Raw genomic sequence first — 12,094 nt, 5'->3', positions numbered from 1 at the left:
CCTTACCTTCTTACTTTGTAACCATAATACCAACGGCTCCCTGTGGTGGAACTGGTTTGAACCGTATGATCTACTCCTGCTGGAATCAATACTTCTTCTCCAATAGCAGGTTTTAACGTTTTATTGCCCATGGTTAAAATCCTTCCAAATTTGACCTGGGGGATCTTCCCAAAGCTCAAAACTAAAGCCACGAGAGCGCCAATTGCTCTCAATTATTGTTGTATCCAGCATTTAGGCTCATTATTTAAAATCATTCTTTAAATTTTACACCACTGGAGAGCATCAACACCACAACCAATGACTTCAATGATCTTGTGTCGAGACTGAAGGCCTCTCTTTATTTAAATTTGACTTTTAGGGACTTTGAATAAGACAGACAGGTATCGCACTAATTCCATGTTGGCTTTATCTTCAATAGAAGGTGCCGCGATTTTTATCTTGAGTTCCCCTCCAACAGCACCTACTACTTGATTGCATTTGGCGCCGGGTTGAATAAGCAAACTAAGAATTAATCCATTATCCTTTTGTTTATACCCCGGATATAGGTAAATCATCTTGCTGTTCCATTATTTTATCCTGCTTTTACTATTCTATTGAGACTCGCTTTTTTATGTATAATATTCTCTGGGTAACTATTTAAAGGGAAGTTTTTTATGTTAAGTAAGACTTATATTTTTCTCGTCATTTTTTATGCATTTTAACTTCCAAAAATGAATAATCTACTACCACTTTTCAAATGGGGAACCGATTACCTGGTTTCTAATGGCTACTCAATAGAGCGCTCGCCAGAAATTGTATTGTCAACACCGTGGTCTCATGTGATCCGATTTGCAACATCAACAGAGAATTTTTATTTAAAACAAACACCACCATCTTTTTTTCTATCTAATGAGCCCAAAATCATTCGAGTATTGTCATCCCAATTCCATGCCAATGTGCCCGATATAATTGAAATTAATGAGGATTTACATTGTTTTCTAATGAGGGATGCGGGTATTTCTTTGCGTCAAACGCTTAAAACCAACTTCAAGCCAGAGCTATTATGCCAAGCAATAAAACAATATGCCACAATTCAACGCAGATCTGAAGAGTGTATCGCTACGTTTCTCAAACTTGGTGTACCCGATTGGCGATTAAATCAATTACCCTTTCTTTATGATCACATCTTAAAGCAAACTACTTTTTTAAAAGCAGAGGGACTCACCGATAAAGAATTACAAACACTACACGCCCTAAGCCCGAAATTTTCAGCACAGTGCAAATTATTAGCAAGCTTTAAGATTCCTGAAACCATTGGTTATCACGATTTTCATGATAAAAATGTTCTTCTTGATCCAATTACTAAAAGAATGACTTTTGTTGATTGGGGCGAGACCGCTATCCTTCATCCATTTTTTTCGTTACAGACCTGTTTAGAACAATCGATTACTCACCATGGAGTAACAGAAGGTGATTCAACCTACCTGAAATTTCAAGATGCTTGCTTCGAAAATTGGCTAGGATTAGCGACAGAAAAACAACTGTTAAATGCATTCATTGTTGCCAAACAGATCCGGCTATTTTGGAATATACTCGCATCTAACCAGTTTATGCTCAGTGTGGATCGCCAGGCCTACAAGGCCTATTATCCCAATCAACCTAGTCCGATAGCAGGTGGTTTTAAAGCACTTCTTGAAGGCATCCATTAGTCCCAAAAATTAAGTTACTATTAGAAATAATCATAATAAGCAGCTTATTAGTTCTATAAGTATTCATGATATACTACTGGCATAATTTGGCAGCAGTATCTTGTCCCGAACTGAACGTTTGTTTGATTTAATTCAATTATTACGACGTCACCGATTACCCGTGAGTGGCAAAAAACTTTCAGAAGAATTAGGCGTAAGCCTACGCACTCTGTACCGAGATATAATAACCTTACAATCCTTAGGCGCGCCCATTGAAGGTGAGCCCGGTGTTGGTTATGTGCTTAAATCTGGTTTTATGTTGCCTCCTTTGATGTTTTCAGATGATGAAATTGAGGCAATGGTGCTAGGGTCAAGTTGGGTTGCACAACGAGCGGATACTCAACTTAAAATCGCAGCTCAAAATGTGCTTGCAAAAATTTCAGCAGTCCTTCCTACTGAATTAAAACACCAACTAGAAACTTCAGGACTCTTAGTTCCCCCAGGAAAATGTGCCGAAAGTAAAGATAGTGATCTTATTCTCATTCGCAAAGCGATACGTTTAGAACGAAAAATCGAATTAGAATATCAAGATCTCCAAAACAATCATTCGACACGAATACTCTGGCCTATCGCGCTCGGCTTTTTTGATGAAGTGCATCTCATGGTGGGTTGGTGTGAACTAAGGCAGGACTTCCGTCACTTCAGAACCGATAGAATTATTCAATTATCCATTAAAGAACAAAAATATTCCGAACGCCGACAATCCCTTTTAAAGAAGTGGCGCACCCTACATAACATTCCCCAATCCTATTGAATGATGCTGACAAAAACTGTCATCCGTATGTTTTATATTCTCCAATGAATTTAGCGAAATAAAAAACAGGAAAAATCATGACATTCGACCCCAATTTAGTTCTATTTTATGTGAGCAATATAGAAAACAGTACTCATTTTTACTCAGAATTGCTCAATGCTCAGCCTATCCACACTGAGCCTGATTACGCCATGTTTTTATTAAAATCCGGTTTGCGATTGGGATTATGGTCTCAAAATTCTGCGTTACCTGCACCAACTGCATTAGGTGGCGGTAGCGAACTCGCTATTTTGGTTCCCGATGAGCAAGCCGTTGATGAACTTTTTAGAAATTATCAAACTAAGAATTTTAAAATGATACAAGAACCAACACCGATGGATTTTGGTTATACGTTTGTAACCTGCGACCCAGATGGTCATCGAATTCGCTTTTTTTCAAAGAACGGATCATGAACCAAAACTGGCTGGCTGTCGCCTGCGCGTCCCACGTGCAAATTGGAGTGGAAGGAGGGTTTATGCAAGTTTGCTACGGTAAACTTGCACCTCTAAAGAGAATAAAAGCGGACGATTGCATCATTTATTACTCGCCGACGCTGCACTTTAAAGGCATTGAAAAACTGCAAGCATTTACGGCAATTAGAATCGTTCTACCAGGTGAGCCCTATCAAGTGGATATGGGTAATGGTTTTCATCCATTTCGACGAAATGTACTTTGGGCCAATAAAAAGATTGATGTTTCGATACACACGCTTATTGAATCGCTCGAATTGACAAAAAATACCAAGAATTGGGGATACCCATTTCGTTTTGGCCTATTAAAAATCAGTGAAGCGGATAAACGCATCATTGCCAATGCCATGCAGGCTTATATTAATTAAAAACTTCTACTTTGGAGCCTTATATGACTGTTATTATACCCCAATTGACCCAGATTCAAGAATTTAAAGTAACTGGAATGAGTGTAAGAACAAAAAATGAAGAGGATTTTAATCCCAAAACTGCACGAATACCTCATCTTTGGGAGCAATTTCTTGATTCAAAAATCAAAACACAACAAGATAGCCCCGTTTATGGCGTGTATCACCATTATGAGTCCGACTCATCAGGGTACTATACAGTTACTGCTGGGATAGGAATTGTGAATGAATCCAAAGCTACGCACTTGGATAGAGTCACTATAAACGCGGGCAACTATCTGGTTTTTAAAGCAATTGGGCCTAATCCCTCAGCAATCATTAATGCCTGGCAAACTATTTGGAGCTATTTTAATGAAAAGCCAAAATACGAAAGAATCTACCTCACTGATTTTGAGCTCTATAAAACGCCTCATGAAAGTGCAGTATACATAGGCATAAAATAACTAACATAAGATATTAACTATGACAACAACTCTAAATAAAACCGAAATGATGGAGTCACTCAAAACACTTAGAAGCGAGCTCGAGTTACTTAAAAAGCCTTATTCGCAGCCAAAAACAATCTATTATAAAACGGGGCCGGGAGATTATGCAGAGCATGACCAATTTATAGGTGTAAGCGTCCCTGAATTAAGAAAAGTCGCCAAACGTTATCAAACCGTATTACCCTTTTCTTTGTTACAAGAGTTGTTGTATTCATCTATTAATGAAGAACGCTTATTAGCGCTATTAATGTTAGTAACTCATTATCAAAAAGGAGATATAGACCTCAAGCAAACGATTTTTCAATTTTATTTAACTCATATCAATCAGATTAATAACTGGAATTTGGTTGACGCTTCAGCCCATTGGATTGTTGGGGCGCATTTATTAGATAAGGACAAAACACTCCTCTTCACCCTTGCAGAAAGCACTAACCTTTGGGAAAAACGTATCGCCATTGTCGCCACTTGGTATTTTATTCGAAATAATCATTTTGATTGCACTCTTAAACTTGCAGAAAAACTGCTATGCGACGATCATGATTTAATTCATAAGGCCGTAGGCTGGATGTTACGAGAAGTAGGAAAACGTAACCAAGCTATCCTCATCGAATTTTTAGATAGCCATGCTTATCGAATGCCAAGAACCATGCTGCGCTACGCCATTGAACGATTGATGCCAATAACGCGAAAAAGTTATTTATTAGCTAAGCCAATCGAATGCATTTAGAATCATGGTTGTTCATGAAATAAAGCAATTAGTTCTTTACTGGAAGAACATCCTAAGGACTCCATCAATTTAGCAATCATTCCTTCAACTGTTCTGTAAGAAACATGAGTTTCACGCGCAATTTCTTTAGCTGTTTTTCCTTGTGCCAACAACTTCAGGTATATGGCTTGTTGTTCAGTTAGCTCAACTTTCGTGTGAAATTCCTTATGGTATAAAGTAAAATCTTTTTTCTCCAAAATTGATGTTAGGTTTTTTTGGGGTAACATTTCTTCATTCCCCACCACAGCCGTCACAATACAACGTGTATGCTCCTCTAATTTCCCATCATCACCATGCATAGTGAGTGTAGCAACCTCTTTATATAAATTATCTCGCTCATCATGTAGTTGCTCAAAAAAATCGCTCAAACTTGGTATAGGCAATAAACTTGTAGTATTGCGTGCAGTACGATCGATTTGGACCGGAGTACTCACATCCAAAAATACAGTCATTTCATCGTGCAATAACTGACGATTTTTTAATGACAAAACAACGCTGGAATCCGTTGTCACAATGATATGCTCTTGGGTGCAAAGGGAAGTTAATATATCAAACTGACATTCATAAAAAGCATCACTCCCAGGGCCTCCAAGTATTTCCCACACATGTCGTCCAACATGGAACTCTAACCCCAAATCCGCATCGACAAATCGCCACCCTAATGATTGAGACACAGACTTTGCTAATAATCCTTTACCCGCACCATGATGACCAACAATAAAAATTCGTTGAGGTTGATTCATTCTTACTATCTCCTAAAACTAAATGATGTAATAATTATACAAATAGACCATAAGATGCATCAATACGTAGAACTACGTGAGTATTGAGTATAGGATTATTATTCTAATCTAACAGAAAAATTAATTTTGGGAAAAATAGCAGTATTTTTTTCTTCCAAGCATTCACTTGAGAGTACACTGATTGATAAGATAACAAGCAAAACATTGCTAACAATTTCTATGAGTAAATATTCTATGCCCAACTATCTGCATCTCGCCCTGAAATCCGAACGACTTCAGTTAATCCCTATTTCACTAAACTATGCCGAAGAGTTGTGCAAAGAATTTACCGCTGAAATTACAGAACATATGTGGCCAAGTGCTCCGAAAACTCAAGAAGAAATTAACCAGCATATTTCTGAACAACAAATCAAAATGCAGGAAGGCACTGAAATCGCATTAGTCATTTTAAACGAAGAAAACCAAGCTTTTTTAGGATATGCCTGCCTGCACCAAGCGAATACGAAAACACCCGAATTAGGTATTTGGTTAAAGAAAAGTGCTCATGGATTTCACTATGGTTTTGAAACAATTAATTTATTAAAAACATGGGCTGAAACTAATCTTGTTTATGATTATCTAAAATATCCAGTTGTAAGACATAATATCCCAAGTCGCAAACTTGCCGAAAAAATGGGTGGCATCATTCAAGATGAATACATCAAAACAAGTGAATCAGGCAAGTTGCTTGATGAAGTAGAATATCGATTTTATGGTGTACCAATGACAAATACACAACCCATGAATATTACTGAAAGCTTAGTGCGCGAGCTCATTGCTCAGCAATTTCCACAGTGGAGTCATCTGCCTATTCAAGCTGTAAACAATAGCGGTTGGGACAATAGAACCTTTCACCTAGGTACAGAAATGCTCATTCGTATGCCAAGCAGCGCCGAATACGCAGGACAAGTGGAAAAAGAGCAAGCATGGTTACCCCAATTGGCCCCACATCTTCCTCTTCCGATACCCGCACCGCTTGCGATGGGAAAACCCAGTACCCTGTATCCTTGGAAGTGGTCCATTAATCATTGGCTTCCTGGAGAAACAGCAGCGGTTACTCCCATTAATGATTTACCTGAATTTGCACATGATTTAGCTCTATTTCTTAAAGCGCTCCAGAGCATCAATTCAATAGGCGGTCCTCTTGCTGGGCCCCAGAGTTTTTATCGTGGTGGTGATTTAGCAGTTTATGATTCAGAGACACACAAAGCCATCGAAAATTTGAAGGACAATATAGATTTTCATTCTGCAACACAAGTTTGGGAAAAAGCACTCTCCACCTCATGGCAAAATCCACCAGTATGGGTCCATGGTGATGTGAGTGTTGGCAATTTATTGCTTTCTCAAGGAAAATTAAGTGCGGTTATCGATTTTGGCCAACTCGCAATCGGCGATCCTGCTTGCGATCTTGCTATTGCCTGGACACTATTTGAAGGAAAAAGTCGGAGCATTTTTTTAGAAACACTAGAACTTGACTCAAAGACTTGGGAACGAGGACGTGCCTGGGCTTTATGGAAATCAATGATGTACCTTGTGAATCAACAAACAGAGATGAATTTTGAAGCAAAAAGAGCATTGCGCACAATTCATGAAGTGATCGAGGATCATAGGAAACTATCATGAAGAATCCTCACATAGAATGGGCACTTAGTGCCTTAAACAATTTAGGATTTCAAATTGAACCCACCAAGCCCGAAATAATTCTCGATACAGCTTGGTCAGAAGTGTGTCGCTTTCAAACGAACTTTGGATTGGTTTATTTGAAGAAGGTTCCTTCTGCATTGTCATTAGAAACCAACGTCATTCAGCTATTGCAGCAACAATTCAATGCTCCTGTTCCGCAAATCTTGGCTCATAATCAGGAACTAAACTGTTTTTTAATGCAAGATGCTGGCATTCCTTTACATGATGTCTTTAAACAGGAATTTAGACCTAACCTTTTAATTGATGCCATTCATCATTACACAAAGCTGCAGATAGACTCAGCAGATAAAATAAACCTCCTTCTTGATTTAGGCGTCCCTGATTGGCGCCTGCAACAATTGCCAAGACTTTATAACCAATTAATGAATGAAGAAGAGTTATTAATTGGCGATGGATTAACTCAAAAAGAATTAAAACAATTAAAAAATTTAGAGAGTAAATTACAAATTCTTTGTGACCAATTAGCCAGTTTCAAAGTGCCTGATACTTTTGGCCATGCCGATTTTCATGATAAAAATATCTTAGTGAATCTCAATACTCATCAAACCACGCTGATTGATTTAGGGGAAGTTGTTATTACTCATCCTTTTTTCTCATTCGTTAATTGTTTGTATCGTGCAACAGAACATTTAAAACTACCAAGCAGTCAATATAAGAAATTACAGGAGGATTGTTTTAAAAACTGGCTCTCGATAGAGTCCTCTGCGCATTTGCTTGAGATCATTGCAATTATTGAACAATGTTGGGCTATACATGCGGTGTTGGGCGAGTATCGCCTAATTAAAAGCATCGACCCCATCGCATCAATAACACTGTGTCGACAAGGCCGATTTGCTGGAAAATTAAGAGCTTGGATAGAACAATAAAGCGCTATTATTGACGGACCAACCGGATATTTTCTCTACCAAAAGGACTATTTTCTGTGGAGCGATAGGGGTTAATATCCAATCCTCCTCGCCGAGTATAACGTCCATAGATTGATAATATTTCCGGTTTGCAACAGTTCATAATATCCACAAAAATCCGTTCAATACATTGTTCATGAAACTCGTTATGATTTCTAAAGGAAACAAGGTATTTTAATAAGCCTTCTTGATTAATCTTTTTTCCTTTATACGCAATTTGTATGCTTCCCCAATCGGGTTGATTAGTCACCAAGCAATTTGATTTTAATAGGTTAGAATACAATCTTTCTTCCACTAACTCGTTTTGAACACTAAGAAATGATGGCTCAACCAAATAGACAGAGCATTCAACATCGAGATGGTCAATGCACTCACCTTTCGGTATTTGTGATACAGCGTAGTGTTTTGCTTGTTCCAAAAGATAAATTTTAACTGAAACTGGAGCTTCTATACGTGCTTCTAAATCATTTTTTATTGTATTTTCTAACTCACTAATACTTTTTATTTTGGTATTATTGAATGAATTAAAATAAAGTTTTAATGACTTGGATTCGATGAGTTTGGGCGAGTTACAATCATAAAAAATTTCACCAATCCCAACCATCGGTTTACCTTTTTCGTTGAGCCAAGAGACTTCATAATGATTCCAGCAGTCAAAACCCACAAAAGGAGGATGGGGGCAGGATCAATGCCAATTTCTTGTCGCTTACCTGCTCTGGGAATAGGATAGAGTCGATTGGGATTATAGGTGGAATCATAGTCTGATTTTTTACCTAACTCTGATTCATTAACGGATTGATATTTTTTTAATACAGCATCGCTCATAGTATTTAACTCCAATATTTCAATAATTTTTGCACTACTTTGCCAATTGATTGGCTGGTTTATTTCCAGTTGACTGGCAATATACGTTAACAAAGAGGCTGCTTCATTTATTTTATTAGCCTTTTCACTCAATTCGCGGGCTTGAAGGCTCATTGATGCGGCCAGATTAAAGTTTGGATTCGCAAGGATTTCTTTAATAGTAGATAAAGAGAATCCAAGGAATTTTAAGGTGATAATTTGTTGTAAAATAAGTAAATCAGTTTCAGAATACAAACGATAGCCAGAATCAGAGCGCTTTGTTGGTTTTAACAAACCTACTTCATCATAGTATTGCAATGACCGAATTGAAAGAGAGGTCATTTGGCTGATTTCTTTAATTTGATAATATTTCATAAGCATCATCTCCTTAATTGATGATTCTAAGCTATCACGCAACGTGAGGGTCAATAGTCATTTTATTCAAGAGAATAAAAAAATTGTTTGTTTCATGTTAAGATGTGCCGCTTCATAGTTATATTTACTGCATAGTGGTTATTATGAGCCCAAATACTATTCAATTAAATCAAAATCATGGGGGACCACTCCACTACCTCGGAAATAGGTACCTCACTCTTCCAGATTTAACAGGACATATGTCCCCTGATACCAGCTGGTTGAATGAACATTTCTCTGTATTATTGGCGAATAATAAAGGCCAAAAATACAAGAAAGCTATTGAGCCTTTTTCAGGTTCTGCTTCTTGGAGCTTGGCTGCAATGGAGGTTGGCCTTGCAGAAGAATATATTGTCAATGACAGCAATAAAGTTCTGATTAATATACTTCAATTAATTAGAGACAATCCTACGCTTGTTAAAACCTCTTATGCTGCGTTAATAGAAAAATATGATGTTTCCCTATCGAAGAAAGATTTTTTCCTTAAAGTGATTGAGAATTACAACCAGACAACTGATGAGGAAAAACCATTATTGCTCCCCTTTATCATCAATCATTCATGGGGAGGAATTCTTTTTTATGATAAAGAACTGAATATTATCTATCGCGAAGGTGAATTATTTGAAGGAAAAAACGCCAATCGATTTCTTGAACATGCAAATTTGTCGTTGGAAATGTTCTTGTGTGAGATTGACCGAGTATCTAACCTTCTTAATGTAAATCAAGTTTCATTCAGAAGTGGTGATTTTATGGACGTGATTTCGATCGCGACACCTGGTGATTTTGTGGCGCTGAATCCTCCTTATCCAGAGAATGAGCACTCAACGTTTGAAAAAGCTGGGATGTATACTGAACTTTATTCACCTGAAAAACTGCACCAAAATTTGGTTCACATCGTTCACTATCTTGAAAGCCAAGGTATTCATTATTACATGACTTATGGGTTTTATAATCCCAAATTCAGAAACTACGTCTTAGCTAATAAGAACCAGCAACCAATTAATTACTTTCGTGTTCTCGGTTATAAGCATTGTGCTTTTGGAATAGGCCTTGATCAGATGTACTTTACTTCCCAGTTTTCAATTCCCAAAAGGATAAACATATTCAAAGCAGAAGAGGTTTTAGGGAACCAAGATTTAACACCTGAAGAAGCACTAGAACAATTTAAACGACTTTCAAAAAAATGTTTTGCTGTTATTTACCGAGCCTTTATTAAGCCTGGGCTTGAGATGGAGTATCAAAAGGCCTGGCATCAGGTCGCTTCCTATTTTGTGCAATATCGCGGAGCGTTAGGTTCTTGCCTGCATAAAACTAACGATGGTATGTGGCTTGCCTATTCTCGTTGGCCAGATAAAGCGACTCGAGATGCTTCTTGGCCAGGCGACAATGCACCATCTGAGATGTTACCTGATGACATTAAAAAAGCGCTTATAACCATTCAAGAGAGTATTGATCAAACGCAAAAACTACCCGAAATTACTATGGAAGTTATCGATGATTTATTGTATTCAAACTAATTTTAGAAGATATAACTCATGAATCAAGCCGCAAATTACCAACTAGAGCTTGTTATAGACCCCAAGCTACTAGAACAGCAAGATAAAATTATTCGTGATGGGATAGTAAATTTTAATGCTCCTTTTACGGGAACCAAACCAGAGCGTTACTCAATCTATGTGAAAGATAACGAAGGTACTATTATTGGCGGTGCTATTGTATATGCTCATAAAAGCTCAATATACGTTGATGTCCTCTGGGTTAATGAAGAATACCGTGGTCTTGGTATTGGTGCTGAGATATTACGCAACGTTGAAGTCGAAGCAATTAAACGAGGGATTCCAGCATCAACATTAGATACTTTTTCTTTTCAGGCAGAAGGGTTTTATTTAAAACAAGGCTATCAGCATTTAGGAACAATTAACAAATACCTAGAAGGACATGATCGGATCTATTTGAGAAAACAATTGAAGAAAGAGTAAAGGCATATCCCCCATAAAAGAAATATACCTTGAAAAAGAACAGAACAAACGAAGCATCTATTTTCCGAAGTTGATCTTTTATTGGAACTGATCGTAAAAATTCATAAATGAATTAGAAAGGAAAGGGAGGTAGCTGACTCTTATCTCTAAGCCAGAATGGATGATGCCATTCTTCATAGATAGAAACTGGCATATTGCTTTGCTTAAATTCATCAAAAGATAAGCCGCAAAGAATCCATTTAAGGAATTCCCCGCAAGTTTCTGGACTTATTAAGTGACCGGACTGATAAGCCTCATCAAACATTTTATGCAAATGAAATGAAGTTGTTTCTCTTAAAATTTTTTGAATTCTTGTATCCACTTCCCCTGGAATAACACAAAACACACCGATATTTTTCTCGGCTAACTCTTTTCTCACAATAGCCGTTACTTCATCCAAACCTGCTTTACTGGCACAGTATGTTGAACTTTCTTTAAGTTTCAAAGTGGCTGCCCTTGATGTAACAAATAAAATCCGAGACTTCTCAGGCATCCCTACCGCGAGAAGTGCTGTTAGTTTCATGGGAGCTAATAAATTAACCTGGAACACTGCGTCAATACTGTCACAATCATATTCAGTTAACGGACGTGGAGGGCTTTTCATTCCTGCATTATGAACTAAAAGATGAAGCGGTATATCAGATTCATTAATAATTTTTGCAACCTGTTCAATATCACTATTGCGGGTAAAATCCGATTGAATGGGAACAAAACGAGGAAATAGCGCTTTAGTATTCATCATGAAGCATTCCTTGAAACTTAAGTTAATTTCGTGCGATA

At 37.6% G+C, this 12,094-nt stretch carries 14 protein-coding genes and 2 pseudogenes; 10 read left to right on the top strand and 6 right to left on the bottom strand.

Annotation, left to right across the window (positions count from 1 at the left end; genetic code table 11):
* Window positions 1–2: 2 nt before the first annotated feature.
* Window positions 3–131 carry a hypothetical protein gene (locus tag ACWTE2_RS34155; RefSeq protein WP_255464427.1) on the bottom strand — a complete coding sequence of 43 codons (129 nt, stop codon included), beginning with the start codon at window positions 129–131 and terminating at the stop codon, window positions 3–5.
* 210 nt (window positions 132–341) lie between these two features.
* Window positions 342–554 carry a DUF167 domain-containing protein gene (locus tag ACWTE2_RS34150; RefSeq protein ID WP_014845057.1) on the bottom strand — a complete coding sequence of 71 codons (213 nt, stop codon included), beginning with the start codon at window positions 552–554 and terminating at the stop codon, window positions 342–344.
* A 156-nt stretch (window positions 555–710) separates the two neighbouring features.
* Between ACWTE2_RS34150 and ACWTE2_RS34145 the strand changes: the two genes are divergently transcribed.
* The 6 genes from ACWTE2_RS34145 to ACWTE2_RS34120 all read left to right on the top strand — a co-directional run bounded on the left by ACWTE2_RS34145 (window position 711) and on the right by ACWTE2_RS34120 (window position 4,609).
* Window positions 711–1,688: an aminoglycoside phosphotransferase family protein gene (locus ACWTE2_RS34145; RefSeq protein WP_014845056.1), complete on the top strand. Its 978-nt coding sequence runs from the start codon at window positions 711–713 to the stop codon at window positions 1,686–1,688.
* A 100-nt stretch (window positions 1,689–1,788) separates the two neighbouring features.
* A complete protein-coding gene (locus ACWTE2_RS34140) occupies window positions 1,789–2,481 on the top strand; it encodes a helix-turn-helix transcriptional regulator (RefSeq protein ID WP_014845055.1) in 693 nt (230 codons plus the stop codon).
* A 77-nt stretch (window positions 2,482–2,558) separates the two neighbouring features.
* Entirely contained in the window at window positions 2,559–2,933 is a 375-nt protein-coding gene (locus ACWTE2_RS34135; RefSeq protein WP_014845054.1) for a VOC family protein, read from the top strand.
* Complete coding sequence (locus tag ACWTE2_RS34130; protein ID WP_014845053.1) at window positions 2,930–3,358, top strand: EVE domain-containing protein; 429 nt, start codon at window positions 2,930–2,932, stop codon at window positions 3,356–3,358. The genes ACWTE2_RS34135 and ACWTE2_RS34130 overlap by 4 nt, the downstream gene beginning before the upstream one ends.
* 23 nt (window positions 3,359–3,381) lie before the next feature.
* On the top strand, window positions 3,382–3,840 hold the full coding sequence (locus ACWTE2_RS34125) for a GyrI-like domain-containing protein (protein WP_014845052.1): 459 nt from the start codon (window positions 3,382–3,384) through the stop codon (window positions 3,838–3,840).
* A 19-nt stretch (window positions 3,841–3,859) separates the two neighbouring features.
* The gene (locus tag ACWTE2_RS34120; protein WP_014845051.1) at window positions 3,860–4,609 is read left to right on the top strand and encodes a DNA alkylation repair protein; all 750 of its coding nucleotides are present in this window, start codon (window positions 3,860–3,862) and stop codon (window positions 4,607–4,609) included.
* A gap of 2 nt (window positions 4,610–4,611) precedes the next feature.
* Here the strand turns inward: ACWTE2_RS34120 and ACWTE2_RS34115 are convergent, their stop codons facing one another.
* The gene (locus ACWTE2_RS34115) at window positions 4,612–5,391 is read right to left on the bottom strand and encodes a shikimate kinase (protein WP_014845050.1); all 780 of its coding nucleotides are present in this window, start codon (window positions 5,389–5,391) and stop codon (window positions 4,612–4,614) included.
* Between the two features lie 234 nt (window positions 5,392–5,625).
* Here ACWTE2_RS34115 and ACWTE2_RS34110 point away from each other — a divergent pair, with 234 nt between their 5' ends.
* Together ACWTE2_RS34110 and ACWTE2_RS34105 are read left to right on the top strand one after the other, a co-directional pair.
* A complete protein-coding gene (locus tag ACWTE2_RS34110; RefSeq protein WP_019350464.1) occupies window positions 5,626–7,053 on the top strand; it encodes a GNAT family N-acetyltransferase in 1,428 nt (475 codons plus the stop codon).
* A complete protein-coding gene (locus ACWTE2_RS34105; RefSeq protein WP_014845048.1) occupies window positions 7,050–8,000 on the top strand; it encodes an aminoglycoside phosphotransferase family protein in 951 nt (316 codons plus the stop codon). The genes ACWTE2_RS34110 and ACWTE2_RS34105 overlap by 4 nt, the downstream gene beginning before the upstream one ends.
* Before the next feature lie 7 nt (window positions 8,001–8,007).
* Here ACWTE2_RS34105 and queF read toward each other — a convergent pair.
* A pseudogene (gene queF / locus ACWTE2_RS34100) lies at window positions 8,008–8,864 on the bottom strand (NADPH-dependent 7-cyano-7-deazaguanine reductase QueF).
* 240 nt (window positions 8,865–9,104) lie between these two features.
* Window positions 9,105–9,224 (bottom strand): annotated as a pseudogene (locus ACWTE2_RS34095) (MerR family DNA-binding transcriptional regulator); the annotation flags it as partial.
* Between the two features lie 176 nt (window positions 9,225–9,400).
* Between ACWTE2_RS34095 and ACWTE2_RS34090 the strand changes: the two are divergent.
* On the top strand, window positions 9,401–10,813 hold the full coding sequence (locus ACWTE2_RS34090) for a DNA adenine methylase (RefSeq protein ID WP_019350465.1): 1,413 nt from the start codon (window positions 9,401–9,403) through the stop codon (window positions 10,811–10,813).
* Window positions 10,814–10,831: 18 nt separating this feature from the next.
* The gene (locus ACWTE2_RS34085; protein ID WP_014845044.1) at window positions 10,832–11,275 is read left to right on the top strand and encodes a GNAT family N-acetyltransferase; all 444 of its coding nucleotides are present in this window, start codon (window positions 10,832–10,834) and stop codon (window positions 11,273–11,275) included.
* A gap of 112 nt (window positions 11,276–11,387) precedes the next feature.
* On the opposite strand, the gene ACWTE2_RS34080 is transcribed toward ACWTE2_RS34085, so the two are convergent.
* Window positions 11,388–12,056, bottom strand: a complete 669-nt coding sequence (locus tag ACWTE2_RS34080; RefSeq protein ID WP_014845043.1) for an SDR family oxidoreductase — start codon at window positions 12,054–12,056, stop codon at window positions 11,388–11,390.
* Window positions 12,057–12,094: the final 38 nt, after the last annotated feature.

It is taken from the genome of Legionella nigrisilvae, from assembly GCF_977063395.2.
The sequence above is the reverse complement of the archived record's forward strand: the minus strand, read 5'-3'. Positions and strand labels throughout refer to the sequence as shown.